Origin of the sequence: Acinetobacter sp. YH12128 (assembly GCF_013418655.1) — a bacterium.
Taxonomy (GTDB): domain Bacteria; phylum Pseudomonadota; class Gammaproteobacteria; order Pseudomonadales; family Moraxellaceae; genus Acinetobacter; species Acinetobacter amyesii.
On the sequence record NZ_VPBO01000014.1, the window covers coordinates 27447 to 46398 of the forward strand.

The window sequence follows — 18952 nt, forward strand, 5'->3', positions numbered from 1 at the left end:
TAATTCAATTTTCGAGCAAAGTAATTCTGAAATTTCATAAATTTGTCTGTGCTCTTCAGAACTAAAACTACATTCATTATTAAAAGTTATAGATAAATTATTTTTTTGCTATGGTAGCGCATGAATTTGTATAATTTAAGAAGTTGTTAATCCATGCTAGTTTTTTTGACATATCAAGATTGATTGCTTTGTAGATTTCAAGTCCATCTACTAAGATTTTGAAATCTAATGAAGTACGATTTTCCAATTTCTCATAAATTTTTTTAATTTTATCAAAATAAGGTAAAAATCTGATATCAATTCCTTGCCAATTCTCTAAACCTAAAGAAATATTTGCGATATTATTCGTATCAGATGAGAGATTTAATGGAATATTTTTTATTGAAATTTCAATAAGATTATCAAATTTATAAGCACATATCGAGAATGACTTTCTGCCAAAAATGAAATCTCCTTCTAAATCCAAAATAACATTATCATCACTATCAGTGATCTCAATAATTCCTTTTCTTAAATTTGTTGGCTTGATTGTTACAATCCCATCTTTAACATCTTTAGGAAAAATCGAATTTATAGCATCAGAGTTTGAGATAAAGTTTTCAATTGAAGAGTGAAAAAATTCACCATGTTCAACTAATCGACCATATTTTTCACTAAATTCATTAGCATCTGTTGGAGTGATTTTAACCTTAACAGGTTCATCACTTTCACTCACTGCATCGATGCGATAATGAGTGGTGCCATTAATATGATCACATGAAATATTTAATCTTGGATCGAGAGTTTTTAGCTCTTTTTGAATTCCTTTTGTAATAACGTTTAAAGTTTGATTAGCCACAGATCCAAATACTTGATTTGACATGTGACTTTGTAAAACTCTTGATTGTGCCTCCTTTTCAAATTCAATTTCTGTATAAAACTTTTTATTACTGTTTGCTAAAACTTTTAACTCAGCCCCCTTCTTCCATTCTTTTAATAAATCAACTGAGTATGCTTCAGGCTCTATATCAATTTTTCTAGCACAATGATTACAAAGCCATATCCCATTATTTATAGACTTTCTTTCTTCTGAAGACATTGACATATCATAACGAGGCCCTCCAACCGCAGCAGCAGAAATGTGTGCAGCCGTTCCAGTAATATTAGTTTTATTATTATCTATTTTTTTAGGCTCGATCGTTAAGTTGCCACAATCTGGATTTGAACAAAGATTATTTACTCGATCTCTTAAAACTTTCACAGTAGAAGCTGTAAAATCATCTCTTTTATTCTTTGCCATAGTTCTTTCTTAACTGCTTATCCCTGACCTTCATATTAAACTAAACATCTAATTCATAAAATAAAAAAACCGCCCTTATGGACGGTCTTTTTTATCTGTATCTCATCAAGCCACTGGCGATAACGTAAACAACACCTGTCCCGTTTTCACCGTCTGCCCTTTTTCAATGGTAATTTCAGAAACCATCATACGTTCAGGCGCAATAATGGGGATCTCAATTTTCATCGCTTCAATTACCGCAAGCGTTGCACCTTCTTCCACAATATCACCTGACTTGCATTCAATTTTCCAAATACTGCCCGGCATGTGTGATTCCACCGCACAACCACCTTCAGGAATTTGAACATCACTATCATCGGTCACAGCATCTAAGCTTTCAGAAACATATTCTGCAAGCCCGGCTTCATGCCAACGACGACGTTCTTCATCAAAGTTGGCTTGTTGGATGGATTTAAATGCTGAGATAGATTCGGCATTTTCAGTCAAGAATTCATTGTATTCTTTTAGGTTCAATACACCTTCTTCTACACGCAGTTTTAAGCGACCTGCTTTGAAGTCCTCACGCATTTGCATAAGCTCGGACTCAGAGACTTCATAAAACTTAATTTGGTCAAAGAAGCGTAATAACCACGGCATACCTTGCTCAAAGTCAGGGTTTTTACGATAACGAGACCACATTTGCGTAGTACGACCCACGAACTGATAGCCTCCCGGACCTTCCATACCATAGACACACATATATGCACCGCCAATACCGACAGCATTTTCAGGCGTCCATGTCCGTGCAGGGTTATATTTGGTGGTCACTAAACGTTGACGCGGATCTAATGGTGTTGCCACAGGTGCACCTAAATACACATCGCCCAAACCCATAACCAAATAACTCGCGTCATAAACCACATCTTTGACCGCTTGTTTGTCTTTTAAACCATTAATACGACGGATAAACTCAATATTGTCAGGACACCATGGCGCATCTGGACGTACGGTTTGCATATAGCGCTCTGTTGCTAGCTGGGTTTGTGAATCCTCCCAAGCAAGTGGTAAATACACAGTCCGTGACGGTACTTGCATTTGGGTCACATCAGGCAGTTCAGCTTCAGCGACTTGTAGTAAACGCAATAAATCCAATTGATCAAGCTTGATCGAATCAAAATGGATTTGCAGTGAACGGATGCCCGGTGTCAGGTCAATAATCCCGGTAATGTTTTGCTTTTGAACCCATTGCATGAGTGCATGAATACGGAAGCGTAAGTTTAAATCTAAAACCAACTCACCATATTCCACCAACATGTAGTTGTTGCCCGCAGGACGATATACCACATCTGGCAAGCCATTCTGACCTTTTAAAGTATCAAGCACCGCATTTTTTAAGGTGGAAAGTTCAGGATAAAATGACTCATCAAATGCCACAACCTGCGTATCATTTGCTTCTAATTGTGCATGATATTTTTCATTTAAAAGTTTCGCTTGATGATAACTCACAGGTATAAATGTAACTTTGTCTCCTGCTTTCAATTGACCAAGCTTCCAAAGCTCAGAATTAATCACCACGGCAGGACAAACAAAGCCTCCTAAACTTGGACCATCTGGACCCAAAATAATCGGCATATCACCCGTAAAGTCGATAGCACCAATGGCATAAGCATTGTCATGAATATTCGATGGATGCAAACCGGCTTCACCACCATCCTCACGTGCCCATTCAGGTTTTGGACCAATCAAACGAATACCTGTACGGCTTGAGTTAAAGTGAATCTCAAAAGTATTGGCAAAGAAGGTATCAATGTCTTTTTTAGTAAAGAAGTCTGGTGCACCATGCGGGCCGTACATCACCGCAATTTCCCATTCATGACTAAACGTTGGCACTTGTTCAGGCGCAAGCGCTGTCACTTGTTCAGATGTAAATGCCATGATTGGCAACATATCTCCAATCAATAAATTACGCCCGGCATGACCACCAAACTGCCCCAAGGTAAAAGTCGCTTGTGAGCCGAGATATTCAGGCACATTCAGACCACCTTTGATGCCGATATAAGTACGGCAACCTGTCGCGATTTTGCCACATTTTAAAATCTGACCTTTACACACATTGACGGTTTGCCACATTGGCACAGACTGACCATCTAAAGTCGACGGCATATCACCGCCGGCAAGTACGATTTGGCTGTCACAATGGAATTTTAAGGTTGGCCCTTGTAGGGTACATTCAAGCCCTGCAGTGTTATAGGCATTGCCTAACAATTGATTCGCAACATTAAGTGACAGTGGATCAATGGCACCTGATGGTGGTACACCCACATCCCAATAGCCCAAACGACCTGTGACATCTTGCACAGAAGTTTGAATGCCTGATTGCAACACTTCAATTTTTTGGGTTTTCCACTCAAATGTATTTAAGAATCGTGTGGTTTGCGTACCGGCTTTAAATACATCACAGTCGATAATATTTTGTAGATATTCAAGATTGGTTTCGATGCCTGCAACCGATGTTTTGGCAAGTGTTTCGGTCATTGCAGCAATTGCAGAGTCACGATCGTCCGAAGTCACAATAATTTTAGCAATCATCGGGTCATAAAATGATGAGACATTTGAACCGGTTTCTACCCAAGTTTCATTGCGTGCATTGGCATCAAAATCAACGTGCGTTAAAAGCCCTGCACTCGGTTGGAAGTTTTTGATTGGGTCTTCAGCATATAAACGTACTTGAATCGAATGACCTCTCGATTCAAGTTGTGCTGTTGGTGCAATCCAATCACCGCTGCCTAAGGTCACCATCCATTCCACAAGGTCTACACCAAACACTTGCTCCGTCACGCCATGTTCAACTTGCAGGCGGGTATTCACTTCTAAGAAATAGAATTCTTGTGTGTCGGTATCCATCACAAATTCTACTGTGCCTGCCGAACGGTAATTCACCGACTGCATCAACCCAATCGCAACCGATTGAATATAGGCACGTTGATCATCATTGATATGCGGTGCTGGGGTTTCTTCCACGACTTTTTGGTTACGACGTTGTACCGAACAATCACGCTCGCCAAGTGCCAAGACTAAGCCATTACCATCACCAAAAATCTGCACTTCGATATGACGGGCATTTTGCACAAATTTCTCGAGGTACAAACCTGCATCTTTAAAGTTGGCTTGGGCTAAATAAGACACCGTTGCATAAGCATCTTTCAGCTCTTCTTCACTCCACACCAAACGCATACCAATACCGCCACCGCCCGCGGTACTTTTCAGCATCACAGGATAACCAATACGATTGGCTTCAAGCAGTGCTTCAGCTTCATCTGCCAAAAGCTGACTGCCCGGAAGAAGTGGTACATTGGCTTGAATCGCGAGTTGGCGCGCGGTATGTTTTAAGCCAAAGGATTTCATTTGCGCCGAATTTGGCCCTAAAAATACAATGCCTTGCGCTTCACACAGATCACAAAATTCTGCATTTTCAGACAAGAAGCCATAGCCCGGATGAATCGCTTCTGCGCCTGTTTGTTTCGCGACTTCTAACATTTTATCGACATTTAAATAACTTTGGCTGGCTGGTGCTTCACCGATGTACACCGCTTCATCGGCCAAAGTCACATGCAATGAATCACGATCTGCTTCTGAATATACCGCAACAGATTGGATACCTAACTTTTTAAGGGTACGAATAACACGACACGCAATTGCACCACGGTTGGCGATTAATACTTTATTAAACCCATATTTTATAGACATGGCTTATTCCTCGCCTTCACGGATGATCAATTGAATTTTGGTTGGGTTATAAGCATTACATGGGTTATTCAGCTGTGGGCAGTTGGAGATCAGCACGATCAAATCCATTTCCGCTTTGACTTCGACATATTTACCCGGTGCAGAAATACCATCATCAAACTTTAGATGTCCCTCACTTGTAACGGGCACATTCATAAAGAAGTTAATATTTGGACCGATGTGACGTACGTTTAAGCCATGTTTTTTGGCAATCGGATGTTGTGACAACGCAATCATGAAATTATTACGGCAACTGTGCATTGGAAATTTGTCATGTGCATAGCGAACAGTGTTGCTCTCACATGAACATGCACCGCCTAAGGTGTCATGACGGCCACAATTATCGTCATGGATGGTAGCAATTTTTTTGCCAAAGTTAGTGTATAGCGCCGTGCCTTTTTCTAAATAAATCTGTTGGTTAATCGCTAAAGTATCCGTCGCGCTATAACGCTCTTCAGGGTTTTGGCTAGAGATAAATAGCGTATCCACCGCTTGATTGCCTTCGAGGTCAACGATACGGAAATATTGCCCTTTTTTGACTTCGCACATCCAAGCTTCGCCGGCAGGACATACTTCGCTTAACACTGATTTTTCAAAATTTTGTGTTGGATTTACTAATGCAGTCATGATCATTCCCCTCAAGCCGTTAAAGCGTAATAGCGTTTATTATTTTGAAAAGCACGTTGATTTTGCGGGCAAGAATCACGGCAAACATCGGTGTCTGCCAAAGGCAACGCCTTAAATAAACTTAGTTGTACATCAGCAGGGTTATATTCTTCTGCTTGAGATAATCCATGTGGTGCACTAGATAAAAAGACCAAACACTCCATTTCAAAGCGCAGTTCAATGACTTGATTTGTATTGTCCGATGCAACATAACTTAAGTTGCCATTGTCATCAGGTTGAACTTTAGAGAATAAATTTAAGGTACTGCTGAGGTCAGTTGCAGATAAGCCAAACTTGGTCATTTCAAGCAATAAGCTATCTTTGCCATTACGGTACATATCATTACGGGCATCTTGGAAAGTTTTTGAACCAAATTGTTGTTCGATTTGTTGTGCGGTACTTGGTGCACAAAAAGCATCATTCCAAGCATGATCATCTTTCACAATCGAGATCATGGCACGGCCTAAATCCGATGCCAAAATATGACCCGTACTTAAATATGCCGTGTGCTGCCCTTTAAGACTATCTGGCATGTTGTAGCGTTCAAGCTTATCTTCACTATTTACACAGTACAGTGCCACATTGGCATTTTGCCCTAGCGATTTAAGCTGTAATACTGCCCCACGCTGAATACGCGCTGACCAGTGGTGTCCACCCGGTAAAAGTTCAGTCCATAGTGCTTTATCGTCATGATAATGTATTGTGCTCATTGCAGCCTCTGCCTAATTCTTAACTGTTTACCTCCCGGGCTTTTATCCCTCCGTGCAGCTTTGCTTTGAATTAAAACGAAGCCGTGAACTCTCGGTCGCGGTCATACATGAAGATGTATCGGAACCCTAGATCACTTTATGATGTATGTAGAAATGCAAAGGCTGTGCCAATTTAGTATTACCAATTTATATAAACGTAATACTGCTATTTATTAGACTTTTTTATAGTATTGAGCTATAGCATGACCAAATCGGGTGCAGCCCATGCACAAAATTGCTGCAAAAATTGCAAAAAAAAAGCCCAAAATCATTTTTGGGCTTTATGTAATGCATAAAAATTATTTTACCAATATCTCATGGAACATATGACGTAGCCATTGATGGCTGGTTTTATGATGGCAAGACATATGCCAATATTGCTTCACGCCATAGGTTGGAAATGCAATCGGTGCGTCAAATATTTTTAAGTTGCCGCGCGAAAGCAATACTTCACTCAAGTAATACGGCACAGTAGCAATCGCATCAGTGTCTTGCACGACTAAGCCTACACCTAAATAACTAGGTAAACGCATCAAAATATCACGTTTTAAATCAAGGTTAAGCAGCTCATTTTCAATATGGTAGTGCCCCATCCCTGCATCAATATCAATGTGCGACTCTGATAAATATTGCTCAGTTGTAATGGTGTCACCCTTTAATCGTGGATGATCCTTAGCTGCAATCACCACATAATATTGCTCAAACAGTTTTTGCTGATAAAAGCCGCTTTCCAAATGCGGTAAAAAACCCAGTGCCAAATCAATTTCACCATTCGCCATTTGATAACTGGTTTCAGTGGTAATCGGTCGTACATTTAGACGTATTTGTGGCGCGTGTTTTTTTAGATATTGGCTGATTTTAGGCAATAAAACCAAATGAGAAACATCGGTCATGGCTAGAGTAAATTGTTGATCTGAAATGGCTTGATCAAAATTAATCGTAAAATTATTAATGGCTTCGACTTTACTCAAGGCTTCGCTGACTAAAGGAAATAATTGACGCGATAACTCCGTAGGCACCATTTCATTGCCGATACGTAAAAATAAGGGGTCGTTATAATGCTGTCGTATTTTATTTAAAATATTACTGACTGTAGGCTGACTCATCTGCAAGTGTTCAGCAGCTTGTGACACATTTTTGTACTTATAAACATGAAAAAAAATGCTAAGAAGTTTACAGTCCAATTCAAACACGAAAGATTTAATCCCTAATTAAATATTGCAAGTTATGCTGTGCATCATCTGCTGAATTATACAAAAAGCCAATAACGAAATATTACTTTTATTGCAGATGAAACGCCAGTTTAGCCTGCTCAGTTGCAATCAGCTTTTCAACACTCCAATCCGTCCGCATAATAGACACAGCTCGAATTTGGATATCAACATGCTTCAAGGAAAAAAACTGGTTTGTTTTGATTTAGATGGCACACTTATCGACTCTGTTGGCGTGTGGAATCAGGTCGATGCAGATTTGATTCAACAGTTAACTGGACAAACCATCCAACTGGGTTTAATTCAACGTGAACGTGACATTCAGCTGCAATTATTTAAAAACACACCAGACCCTTACTTAATGTACTGTAACTATCTAAAAGATACTTATAGAATTGAACAACACTCTGCAGATCAAATCAAACAGCAACGATATGCCATTTCACAGCATTTTTTAGAACATATCATCTTGCTTAAACCACATGCAGCGTTATTTGTTCAACAGCTCATTCAGCAAGGCATTCAGGTGGCAATTACCACCACGACCAGCCTGCAAAATATTTATCGATATCAAAAAAATATCCACATTTATCCAAAGCTGCATTTTGAAAATAGCTTTGATCTGATCCTGACCCGTGAAAATGTCAAAAATATTAAGCCGCATCCTGAAGTCTATTTACAGGCGATTCAACATTTTGCCGTTCAACCTGAAGAATGTTTAATTTTTGAAGATTCGCTTATTGGTGTAGAAGCTGCAAATGCAGCAGGCATTGAAGTGGTTGCGGTGTATGACGCATATTCAGAACACGAAATTGAGCAAATCAAAAATAAAGCGGATTATTTTATTCATGATTTCTCTTCGGTTCTGAACTAAGTTAAAGCAAAAAACATTCGCTTTAAAGTTAAAAAAGCAGCCCAATTTAGAGGCTGCTTTTGATTTTTTTGCATCAATAGATAATTGATCTATTTTACTTTTTTATAAATGGATCCAGACCCAACTAAATTTCCAGTTTTTTCGTCAATTGCAAATTCAACAGCACCTGTCCCAGAGTTTACAGCCAGTAAACCAGATTCAGCGACAGATGCAGGTACAGGATTTTTCTTTTCAGATTTACCACTTTGTTTATCTTTTAAAGTATTGGTAATGAAATAGTTTTCACCATTTTTACTAATAATCAGCGCATTTTCAAGTTGCGGATCTACTGCGGTATTTTGCCATGTTCCAGCATAATCAGGCGCTGGACTTTGTTTACATGCAGTGAGGAGAACTGCGAACAACATCGCAGAAAATAATTGAATCTTTTTCAAAATACTGACCTTCTTTGTCAATGAGTTTTGCATTATAGAAAGCCTTGAAGAGAACTTAAGACCGTTCATGTTGTGCAAAAGTTGCAAACCAAGTCCTGCTGTTTTTCTTTTGTCATGTTTTGAAACATTTGTAGTCTTTCATCATAAATAAGCCCACTTGATCGTGGGCTTATTTAAATATTTTCAATCTTTAGATTTATACGATTTGACGCATTGAACCGGTTTCTTCAAAAGTGGCATGCCAAGACAAAGCCTCTTTTAAAATATGCGGCGTTTGACCACCACGCTCACATGCGCGTTCAAAGTAGCTCAACAATGCTGCGCGATAATCTGGATGTGCACAGATTTCAATGACTTTACGTGCACGCTCACGTGGTGAAAGACCACGTAAATCTGCCAAGCCCTGCTCTGTAACCACGATGTCAACGTCGTGGTCAGTATGGTCTGTATGACTCACCATTGGCACGACAGATGAAATCGCACCGCCTTTTGCAATCGACTTGGTTACGAAAATGGCAATGTGCGCATGACGAGTAAAGTCTCCTGAACCACCGATACCGTTCATCATTTTCGTACCCGTCACATGGGTCGAATTTACGTTTCCGTAAATATCAAACTCAAGCGCCGTATTAATCGCGATAATGCCTAAACGTCGAATGATTTCAGGGTTATTGGATAGCTCTTGTGGACGTAACACAATTTTGTCTTTGTACTGATCAAAATTGTTCATCACGTGCTGTGCACAAGGCTCAGATAACGTCATTGAACAGCCTGAGGCAAATTTCATTTTTCCAGAATCAATTAGCTGGAAAGTACAGTCTTGTAGTACTTCTGAATACATTTCCAAATCATGAAAATTCGAATGCTCAAAACCGGCAAATACAGCGTTGGCAATCGAACCCACACCTGACTGTAGCGGGCCTAAATTTTCAGGCAAACGCCCTGCTGCGACTTCACCTTCAAAGAAATCAATCAGATGCTGAGCAATCGCTAGGGTTTCAGCATCAGGTTCATCCATTTTAAACTGGGTATCTGGCAGATCATTCAACACAATAGCTGAAATCTTATCGGGGCTGACATTGATCCCAATCGTACCGATACGTTCACCGACCTGAGTCAGTGGAATTGGCCCACGGTTTGGTCGCACTTTCGGCACATAAATATCATGTACACCTTCTAGCACTGGGTTAATCGTATTATCAATTTCAATAATCACATGATCTGCCATTTCAATGAAATTGGCTGAGTTACCACATGAACCTGTCGGAATAACTTGACCATCTTCGGTAATTGCAGTCGCTGCAATAACGGCCACATTAATGCGCGGTAAATTATGATGACGAATATTGTCAGCCATTTCAGACAAGTGTTGGTCAATATACATGACCTCGCCAGCGTTAATGGCTTTACGTAAACCAGGATCTGCCTGATACGGATAACGACGTTCTATCGCATGTGCCGCATTGAGACGACCATCGATACTATTTCCTAAACTAGCACCCGTTGCCAACGTGATACGAAGAGGATGTGAAACTACATGATCTGCAAGTGCCAATGGAACCGTCTTTGCCTCACCTGCACCACCAAAACCACTTAAACCAACCACTGAACCATCTTGAATTAACTCAATCGCTTTTTCAGCAGACATTACTTTGTCGCGAAGGGAGAGTAAGCGAATGCGATCTAAACCATTCATAATTAAATCTCAAAAAATAAATATCTCAAAATAAACATCTTTTTTCGCCATCCCAGCGAACTGAGATAGCGTTTGTTATTGCTTATCTAAAAACGTACTTATCTAAAAGCTTACTTATATAAATTGAGGCAAATTAAATCAGTTCAACCGCAATTGCAGTTGCTTCACCGCCACCAATACACAGTGCTGCGACACCTTTTTTACCGCCAGTGCGTTTTAAGGCATGAATCAGCGTCACAATAATACGTGAACCTGATGAACCCAGTGGGTGACCAAGTGAGCAAGCACCACCATGAATGTTCACTTTTGCTTCATCTAAGTTAAATCCATCAATCGCCAGCATCGTAACCATGGCAAATGCTTCATTGACTTCCCACAGGTCAACTTCTTGTGCATCCCAACCGGCTTGTGCAAGTACTTTCTCAATAGCACCGACTGGAGCAATCGTGAACTCTGACGGATGCTGTGAATTTGTAGCATAAGCAACGACTTTTGCCAGTGGTGTTAAACCACGTGCTTGGGCCGTTTCTTCTGATGTAACCACCAAAGCAGATGCACCGTCAGAAATTGAGCTGGCATTGGCAGCTGTGATCGTGCCGTCTTTTTTGAATGCAGGACGCAGTGTAGGGATTTTTTCAGGCTTAGCACTTAATGGCTGTTCATCTGTGTCAACAACGACGTCACCTTTACGGCTTTTAACGGTAACCGGCACGATTTCATTTTTGAAGAAACCGCCTTGAATCGCTGCAACGGCTTTATTGAGTGAGTTGATGGCAAAAGCATCTTGCTGTTCACGGGTATAGCCTTTTTTATCTGCCATATCTTGTGCCAGAATACCCATCGATAAACCTGTCTCAGCATCTTCTAAGCCTTCTTGAAACATGTGGTCTGTAGTTTTACCATGCCCCATACGATAGCCTGAACGCGCTTTTTCAAGTAAATATGGCGCATTTGACATCGACTCCATACCACCAGCAACCACAATATTAGCAGAACCGGCTTTAATCGCATCAGCTGCTTGCATCACTGCCTTCATGCCTGAACCACAAATTTTATTAATCGTGGTGGCACCCGTTGTATCTGGCAAACCTGCTTGACGCATCGCTTGGCGTGCAGGACCTTGTTTAAGACCAGCCGGTAATACACAGCCAAAAATAACTTCGTCAATATCTGTAGGTTCTAAACCTGCACGTGCAACAACAGCCTGAATCGCTGCAGCACCTAAGTCTGGGGCTGTACAAGATGAAAGTGAACCCTGAAAACCACCCATCGCTGTACGTACGCCATCTACAATTACAATCATTTCTTATTTCATCCTGTTTTAAATCTTTTAACCCCAAGGAACCATGACTGGTTCCTCAGATTTTCCATCTTAATGTTTTTCACAGTGGTTTCGATGAAACCTTAAGATTGAGCGGTGAAGTATTCTTCAGATAGCTGCATGATAAGTTCAGAACCTGCTTTAATGCGTTGAGCACGGGCAGCAAGGTCAGGTAGAACTTTCTCAACATAGAAATCTGCGAGTACCAGTTTGTTTTGGAAGAAGCTCTCTGGTTTTGCAGCCGCAGCTTTGCTAATACGCGCAAACATATACACAAAGCTGAGTAAACCAACAGCGTGCAGGTAATCGACTGCCACCGAACTGCTAAAGTCTGGGGTGGTCTTAGATTGTTCTACAATGAATTGCGTTAATGCTTCAACTTCGTCAGAAACTTGCAATGCTGCAGATTTAACTTTTGAATCAGCCATGGTTGCAGCAAAGTCACGAATTTCAGCAATGTATTCGGCAATAAATGCACCATTACATTTCGTGGTTTTGCGTCCAATTAAATCAATCGCTTGTACGCCATTTGTGCCTTCGTAAATCTGTGAAATACGTAAGTCACGAATGCATTGCTCCATACCCCATTCACGGATATAGCCATGACCACCAAAGCACATTTGCGCTTCTAAAGTAGCTTGTAGGGCTGTATCTGTTAGGTAGGCTTTTGCAATAGGTGTCAATAAAGCCACGCGGTCATTAGCTTTTTTCACTGCAGCTTCGTCAGTTGAATATTTTGTAATATCCAGTTGCTGGCCAACATACACAGCAAATGCACGAGATGCTTCGTTGTTGGCGCGTACATTCAACAACATACGACGTACATCACCATGTACTAAAATAGAGTCTGCTGGTTTTTCAGGAGATTTCACACCTGTCGCAGAACGACCTTGTAGACGATCAGTCGCATACTGTGCAGCATTTTGGTAAGCAAATTCTGCAGCGCCAATCCCTTGGATACCCATCGATAAACGTTCATAGTTCATCATGACAAACATCGCCGCAAGACCTTCGTTTTCTTTACCAACGATATAACCTTTGGCACCATCAAAGTTCATAACACACGTTGCAGAACCTTTAATACCCATCTTGTGTTCAATTGAACCCGCTGAAACAGCATTACGTTCACCGACTGAGCCATCGGCATTGACATGGAATTTTGGAACGATAAACAATGAAATACCACGTGAACCCGCAGGTGCATTTGGCGTTTTTGCTAACACAAGATGGATGATGTTTTCACACAGATCATGTTCACCACTGGTGATGAAAATTTTCGTGCCTGTAATATTAAATGAACCATCTTCATTCGGCTCTGCTTTGGTTTTAATGATCCCCAAATCAGTCCCTGAATGTGGTTCAGTTAAACACATAGTGCCTGACCATTCACCCGTATAAAATTTTGGAAGATAGGTTTCTTTTTGCTCTTGCGAAGCACGGTCATTAATCGCCATACCTGCACCCACAGTCAGTAGTGGATACAACATAAATGATGGATTGGTACTCCAAATCATTTCGTCAGCAAGTACTGTCAACATTTTCGGCATGTTTTGGCCGCCCCATTCTTCAGAAGCGCCTAAACCCACCCAGCCACCTTCAGCGAATTGTTTAAAAGCGTCTTTAAACCCTGTAGGCGTAGTAACAACACCATTACTAAACTGCGCACCACCTTCTTCATCTGCAGTACGGTTCAAGTCTAGAATAACGTTTTTAGAAAACTTAGCCATTTCTTCTAAAATGGCATTTGCAGTCGCCATATCAATATGAGCTAAGTTTTCATTTGACTGCCAGAACTCATCTGCATTGAATACATCATTTAAGATGAAGTCCATGTCCTTTAACGGCGCATTGTATATTGGCATTGTACTTTCCTTTTCTACAGGCTTTGTCAGCGTCTTTGACAAAGTACTTTTTTAAAGTTGCACGCTCCCGCACAAAATCATCAAATCAATTTTGTGTGGATTTTTTAAAGATCTGTTTTTTCAGATAGATATCTAAAAAGAATATAGATAATGTGTTTTTACCGACAAGTGAAAAATAACCACCTGATATTTTGAGCAGCATTATTTTATTACACTTAAATAAATTTATTGAGTTGACTAAATTTATAATTGGTAATTGATTAAAACCAAACATAATAGCACCCATAATCATGTTTAATTTAGGTTGTATTAATAACATAACAACCAAGACCGTTTTGTTAAATGCTGCTTTTGTTGTAAAAGCGAAAAGACAATAAATTAAAAAAAATAAAAATGGAATTTTATTTCAAAAAAATGACCTCAAGGGTTCAGTTTTATTGACATTAATTTTATGCTATGAATTCTATATGCTTTACGCACTCTACTAATGTGTTTATTTTTAAACCAATTTATGTAATATTTGAGACCATAGTGGAATGTAAGATTCACAAGATTTAGCTTAAGCTAGGCTTGTTCACCCTCAAGCTGTTTATGGAACAGGTATCATGAGTTCAGTACGCCAACAAAATTTTATCCTTCGCAAGGAAAAAATTTTAGCCATGGCAGAAACCCTGCTATTAGATAATAATCAAGACATCACCTTAAGTGAGTTAGCTTGTGAACTAGATATTGCCAAAGGCACGATTTATAAACATTTTAAAAGTAAAAACCAATTATATTTAGAACTGATTATCTTAAATGAAAAACGATTATTAGAAATTTCAAAAAAATATAATCATGATATTAAAACTTATGTTTCACAATATATGCTTTATAATATGTTGAATTCTAATAGAACTATATTATTACATGTCATTGAAGAACGCTTAACTAATAATGAACGTAAATTAAAAGAGTTATTTGAAGAGCTCTATCGTGTTCGTGAAGAACGTATTATTGAAATTAAGGATATGACCAGTGATTATTTAAAATCACTTGAAAGCGCAATGTCGATTCGTGATTATTTATCCTATATTTGGACGGTCACTTATGGTGCGTCCCTACTCCTCAATTCAACGCATTATCAAAAATCAATCGGTTCACGTGAACGTTTAATCAAGCTATATATTAATCAGGCGCTGATGACGCCAGATAAAATTTCAGCCGTATAAAATTGATTTATAAATAAAAAAATCCGAACAATTGTTCGGCTTTTTTTATACATTAGACAATATCTAAGTTATGCAATCACAGGTGGGAAACCATCTTCGGTTAAAGCGCTAATCAATTGCTCTGCACTGGCACTGGATTCAACCTCAACTAATTTAGTGGCTACATCAATAGTGACCGTTGCATTTTCATCTAAGTCTTTAATCGTTGCTGTCACGCTACGTGCGCAACCACCACATGTCATATTATCAATACGAAATTTCATGCTGTTCATCCTTCTTTTCTAATAACAACACTATAAACCTTGCCACGATTGTAAGGTCAAGCGGGTTTAAATCTTTGCTGTATGGCAGCACTCAGCCATGCCCGTTTCGATTTGATTTAAAATCGTACAATCGGCTTGATCATTACCGGCACAGCCATCGACGGACTGTTGCAAGATCTCAACCATGGCCTGTAAGTCTGCGATTTTTTGATTTAAGGTCTGGATATGTTTTAACGCCAATGATTTAACTTCAACGCTTTGCCGACTTTGATTTTTCCAAAGTCCAAGTAAATCTTTCATTTGTTCAGAAGAAAAACCTAAATCACGTGCATGTCTCAAGAAACTCAAGGTTTTAATATCGGCTTCCGAGTAAATTCGATAGCCTGCATCGGTGCGCTGCGCATTATTTAACAGCCCAATCGATTCATAATAGCGGATCATTTTTGCAGAAATGCCCGATGCTTTCGCTGCTTGTCCAATATTCATCTCAAGACTCCTGAAAAACTGGCCCTTTAAATGCTTTTAAACGTAAGGCATTCGACACAACAAACACCGATGAAAGTGCCATTGCACCTGCTGCGAACATAGGTGAAAGTAGTATGCCAAAGAATGGATATAACACACCTGCAGCGACAGGAATCAATGCTGCATTGTAAATAAATGCCCAAAATAGGTTTTGGCGAATATTATTCATCGTCGCTGTGCTCAGTGCGATTGCTGTCGGCACCATTTGTAAATTACCCGACATAAGCACAACGTCCGCGGCCTCTATCGCCACATCTGTCCCTGTACCAATCGCCATGCCCACATCTGCTTGCGCAAGTGCAGGCGCATCATTAATACCATCGCCAACAAAACATACAACACCATGTTCTTTTTGCAACTGTTGTACAGATTGCACTTTTTGATCTGGCATCACTTCAGCAATCACATGATCAATTTTCAACTGTCGTGCTATGGCAGTGGCAGTGTGTCGGTTGTCGCCTGTAATCATGGCCACTTTCAGCCCTAAATCATGCAAAGCTTGAATGGCTGCGAAGGTTGTGGCTTTGATCGGGTCGGCTACAGCAACAATGGCAGCAAGCTGTTGATCGATCGATACATATAGCGGGGTTTTCCCTTCATTGCCCATGCGTTCTGCCAGTGCTGAAAAGATTTGTGTTTCTAAACCAAGTTTATGCATCAAATGATCTGCACCAATATAAATGCTTTGTCCTTCAACAACCGCCTGAATCCCAGCACCAGTCACGGAATCAAACTGTTCAACTTCTAAAAGTTGCACTTGCATCTCTTTCGCAGCTTGTACAATGGCATAGGCAATCGGATGTTCAGATTTCTGCTCTACAGAGGCCAATAACTGAAATACGCGATCTTTATCAAAAGCTTCAGTGACTTCAAAATCTGTCAGTTTCGGTTTACCTTCCGTCAATGTCCCTGTTTTATCGACTGCAACCACTTGAGTATTTTTGAGTTGTTGTAAGGCTTCACCTTTACGGAACAATACTCCAAGCTCTGCACCTCGCCCTGTACCGACCATGATAGATGTTGGCGTTGCCAAACCCATTGCACATGGACATGCGATGATCAGTACTGCTACAGCATTGACTAAGGCATAGGTTAAACTCGGTTCAGGTCCAACTACATACCAAACTAAAAAGGTGATCAACGCCAACGCCATTACCACCGGTACAAACCATAACGTGACTTTATCCACCAAAGCTTGAATCGGTAATTTTGAACCCTGAGCCTGTTCGACCATATGGATAATTTGTGCCAAAACAGAATCTTGACCTACCGCAGTGGCTTGTATTTTCAATGCCCCATTTTGGTTAATCGTTCCACCGACAACTTGATCACCGGCTTTTTTCTCGACAGGAATTGGCTCGCCACTGATCATGGATTCATCAATATAACTGTTCCCAGACACTACAGCACCATCGACTGGGCAACGTTCACCAGGCCGTATTTCAATCAACATACCTGTTTCAACATCACTAATCGGCAAATCTATATAGCTACTAGATTGCTCAACACGTGCTGTTTTGGGTTGCATGCCGACTAAGTATTGAATAGCTTGCGAGGTTTTACCTTTGGCTTTCGCCTCCATAAAACGACCCAAAAGAATCAACGCCACAATTACTGCGGCTGCTTCAAAGTACACATGAACCGTACCTTGCGGTAATAATTGCGGAGCAAATGTTGCAACACAAGAAAAACTATAAGCAGATAAAGTCCCGACTGCGACCAAAGAATTCATATCTGGGGCAAGTCGCGCAAGTGCTGGTATGCCGTGCTGATAAAAGCGTCTTCCGGGTAGGATTAACACCAAAGTGGTTAATATAAACTGAATATACCAACTATTTTGTGTCCCTAAATTATGTGCAATAAAATGATGAAAAGCTGGAATCATATGTGATCCCATCTCCAAGATAAAAACAGGAACAGCGAGTACCAATGCGATGATTAAATCACGTTTGAGCAACCGAGCTTCATCGGCTTTTTTTTCTGCCATTGTCGGTTGTAGTTGTGTAGCAACGGTCGCACTGTATCCCGCTTTTTTAACTGCCGCGATCAATTCCTGTGTTTTTGAAACTGGCGCCTGAACAAAGGCTTTTTCACTGGCTAAATTTACCGTTGCTTTATTGACACCGTCTACAGCGTTTAAGGCTTTTTCAACCCGTGCCACACATGAAGCACAGGTCATTCCATCAATATTTAATTCAATATTGGGCTGTGCAATATGAAAACCTGCTTTTTCTACAGACTTCGCCAATGCAGAATTTTCAACAGATGCCAATGCCGTAATCGTGGCTTTTTCAGTTGCCAAATTCACTTTTGCATCGATGACTTCTGGAACTACCTTTAAGGCTTTTTCAACACGTGCAACACACGATGCGCAAGTCATTCCTTCAATTTCAAGTTCAATCTGCTTTTGTGCAACGCCAAAACCTGCCTTTTCAACGGCCTGAATTACAGCAGAATAATCCACATTTTTATCACTCTGAACATGTGCTGTTTCAGTGGCTAAATTCACTTGAGCATCAGTGATGCCATCGACTTTTTTTAAGGCTTTTTCAACCCGTGCCACACAAGAAGCACAGGTCATCCCTTCAATAGCAAGTGTGCCATCAAAAAGTTTGCGTTCTGTCGAATCTGTCATGGCAACATCCCAATCATATGTGCTTGTTTTAGGCTATAGCTTAAACTTTACCACAATGGGAAGGTCAAGTTTTTCTGACTCACAGCAAGGCTTTTCTTTAAGGTATAAAGAATTGCGAAGATTTAAAAACATAATCAATAATATTGAATAATGATTATTCAATTAGTTTATTTTTCTGATATTAAAACTACACCTTTCCTCATTATTCAGTAAGATAGAGATTCGTGACCACCAAACGAATTACTCTCTTTCGCATGTACAAACTGTCGAACATTTGCTTTAACTGCGCATATTTGTGTGCTTTTTTATTTTTAATTTTAAGTTGGAGTCTAGATCATATTGATGTTTGGCTCACTCAAGTGGTTATCCCTGCTGTCACGATATGCATACTCTTAGGCTTCCTGTTTAAATATATCGCTCGAAAGTTAGGATATGAACCGCCTAAACGAAAAATTAAACAA

At 40.1% G+C, this 18952-nt stretch carries 14 protein-coding genes, 1 pseudogene and 1 riboswitch; of the genes and pseudogenes, 2 read left to right on the forward strand and 13 right to left on the reverse strand.

The genetic code is table 11. The features are described from left to right. Positions 1-97: 97 nt before the first annotated feature. The 5 genes from FTU64_RS08695 to FTU64_RS08715 form a co-directional block, all read right to left on the reverse strand. Positions 98-1279 carry a hypothetical protein gene (locus tag FTU64_RS08695; RefSeq protein WP_180059584.1) on the reverse strand — a complete coding sequence of 394 codons (1182 nt, stop codon included), beginning with the start codon at positions 1277-1279 and terminating at the stop codon, positions 98-100. A 105-nt stretch (positions 1280-1384) separates the two neighbouring features. Continuing rightward, positions 1385-5005 (reverse strand): urea carboxylase, encoded by a 3621-nt coding sequence (uca, locus tag FTU64_RS08700; protein WP_180059585.1) that lies wholly within the window; start codon positions 5003-5005, stop codon positions 1385-1387. A gap of 3 nt (positions 5006-5008) precedes the next feature. Further along, the gene (locus FTU64_RS08705) at positions 5009-5671 is read right to left on the reverse strand and encodes an urea amidolyase associated protein UAAP2 (RefSeq protein WP_180059586.1); all 663 of its coding nucleotides are present in this window, start codon (positions 5669-5671) and stop codon (positions 5009-5011) included. Between the two features lie 11 nt (positions 5672-5682). Next, the gene (locus tag FTU64_RS08710) at positions 5683-6420 is read right to left on the reverse strand and encodes an urea amidolyase associated protein UAAP1 (RefSeq protein WP_180059587.1); all 738 of its coding nucleotides are present in this window, start codon (positions 6418-6420) and stop codon (positions 5683-5685) included. A gap of 29 nt (positions 6421-6449) precedes the next feature. Next, a riboswitch (guanidine-I (ykkC/yxkD leader) is annotated at positions 6450-6561 on the reverse strand. A 197-nt stretch (positions 6562-6758) separates the two neighbouring features. After that, complete coding sequence (locus FTU64_RS08715) at positions 6759-7652, reverse strand: LysR substrate-binding domain-containing protein (protein WP_168377518.1); 894 nt, start codon at positions 7650-7652, stop codon at positions 6759-6761. A gap of 190 nt (positions 7653-7842) precedes the next feature. Between FTU64_RS08715 and FTU64_RS08720 the strand changes: the two genes are divergently transcribed. Continuing rightward, positions 7843-8544: an HAD family phosphatase gene (locus FTU64_RS08720; RefSeq protein WP_180059588.1), complete on the forward strand. Its 702-nt coding sequence runs from the start codon at positions 7843-7845 to the stop codon at positions 8542-8544. An 89-nt stretch (positions 8545-8633) separates the two neighbouring features. On the opposite strand, the gene FTU64_RS08725 is transcribed toward FTU64_RS08720, so the two are convergent. The 4 genes from FTU64_RS08725 to FTU64_RS08740 all read right to left on the reverse strand — a co-directional run bounded on the left by FTU64_RS08725 (position 8634) and on the right by FTU64_RS08740 (position 13857). Beyond that, positions 8634-8951: a hypothetical protein gene (locus FTU64_RS08725; protein WP_111884393.1), complete on the reverse strand. Its 318-nt coding sequence runs from the start codon at positions 8949-8951 to the stop codon at positions 8634-8636. Positions 8952-9174: 223 nt separating this feature from the next. Further along, positions 9175-10674, reverse strand: coding sequence for a succinate CoA transferase (locus FTU64_RS08730; protein ID WP_180059589.1), 1500 nt, complete (start codon positions 10672-10674; stop codon positions 9175-9177). 133 nt (positions 10675-10807) lie between these two features. Further along, entirely contained in the window at positions 10808-11977 is a 1170-nt protein-coding gene (locus FTU64_RS08735) for a thiolase family protein (RefSeq protein WP_078193795.1), read from the reverse strand. A gap of 101 nt (positions 11978-12078) precedes the next feature. Next, positions 12079-13857, reverse strand: coding sequence for an acyl-CoA dehydrogenase C-terminal domain-containing protein (locus tag FTU64_RS08740; RefSeq protein ID WP_180041492.1), 1779 nt, complete (start codon positions 13855-13857; stop codon positions 12079-12081). A gap of 605 nt (positions 13858-14462) precedes the next feature. Between FTU64_RS08740 and FTU64_RS08745 the strand changes: the two genes are divergently transcribed. Beyond that, positions 14463-15068, forward strand: a complete 606-nt coding sequence (locus tag FTU64_RS08745; protein WP_078190941.1) for a TetR/AcrR family transcriptional regulator — start codon at positions 14463-14465, stop codon at positions 15066-15068. 68 nt (positions 15069-15136) lie between these two features. On the opposite strand, the gene FTU64_RS08750 is transcribed toward FTU64_RS08745, so the two are convergent. From FTU64_RS08750 to FTU64_RS16500, 4 genes and pseudogenes are all read right to left on the reverse strand, one after another. Continuing rightward, positions 15137-15331 (reverse strand): heavy-metal-associated domain-containing protein, encoded by a 195-nt coding sequence (locus tag FTU64_RS08750; RefSeq protein WP_180003680.1) that lies wholly within the window; start codon positions 15329-15331, stop codon positions 15137-15139. 66 nt (positions 15332-15397) lie between these two features. After that, a complete protein-coding gene (gene cueR, locus FTU64_RS08755) occupies positions 15398-15817 on the reverse strand; it encodes a Cu(I)-responsive transcriptional regulator (RefSeq protein ID WP_168377524.1) in 420 nt (139 codons plus the stop codon). 1 nt (position 15818) lies between these two features. After that, complete coding sequence (locus FTU64_RS08760) at positions 15819-18257, reverse strand: copper-translocating P-type ATPase (RefSeq protein ID WP_373686010.1); 2439 nt, start codon at positions 18255-18257, stop codon at positions 15819-15821. A 72-nt stretch (positions 18258-18329) separates the two neighbouring features. Continuing rightward, a pseudogene (locus FTU64_RS16500) lies at positions 18330-18491 on the reverse strand (cation transporter); the annotation flags it as partial. Positions 18492-18952 lie beyond the last annotated feature (461 nt).

What these genes read in the sequence shown, in the direction of transcription:
- FTU64_RS08695 (WP_180059584.1), bottom strand. Translation starts at nt 1,279, where the DNA reads ATGGCAAAGAATAAAAGAGATGATTTTACAGCTTCTACTGTGAAAGTT.
- uca (WP_180059585.1), bottom strand. Translation starts at nt 5,005, where the DNA reads ATGTCTATAAAATATGGGTTTAATAAAGTATTAATCGCCAACCGTGGT.
- FTU64_RS08705 (WP_180059586.1), bottom strand. Translation starts at nt 5,671, where the DNA reads ATGACTGCATTAGTAAATCCAACACAAAATTTTGAAAAATCAGTGTTA.
- FTU64_RS08710 (WP_180059587.1), bottom strand. Translation starts at nt 6,420, where the DNA reads ATGAGCACAATACATTATCATGACGATAAAGCACTATGGACTGAACTT.
- FTU64_RS08720 (WP_180059588.1), top strand. Translation starts at nt 7,843, where the DNA reads ATGCTTCAAGGAAAAAAACTGGTTTGTTTTGATTTAGATGGCACACTT.
- FTU64_RS08725 (WP_111884393.1), bottom strand. Translation starts at nt 8,951, where the DNA reads ATGTTGTTCGCAGTTCTCCTCACTGCATGTAAACAAAGTCCAGCGCCT.
- FTU64_RS08730 (WP_180059589.1), bottom strand. Translation starts at nt 10,674, where the DNA reads ATGAATGGTTTAGATCGCATTCGCTTACTCTCCCTTCGCGACAAAGTA.
- FTU64_RS08735 (WP_078193795.1), bottom strand. Translation starts at nt 11,977, where the DNA reads ATGATTGTAATTGTAGATGGCGTACGTACAGCGATGGGTGGTTTTCAG.
- FTU64_RS08740 (WP_180041492.1), bottom strand. Translation starts at nt 13,857, where the DNA reads ATGCCAATATACAATGCGCCGTTAAAGGACATGGACTTCATCTTAAAT.
- FTU64_RS08745 (WP_078190941.1), top strand. Translation starts at nt 14,463, where the DNA reads ATGAGTTCAGTACGCCAACAAAATTTTATCCTTCGCAAGGAAAAAATT.
- FTU64_RS08750 (WP_180003680.1), bottom strand. Translation starts at nt 15,331, where the DNA reads ATGAAATTTCGTATTGATAATATGACATGTGGTGGTTGCGCACGTAGC.
- cueR (WP_168377524.1), bottom strand. Translation starts at nt 15,817, where the DNA reads ATGAATATTGGACAAGCAGCGAAAGCATCGGGCATTTCTGCAAAAATG.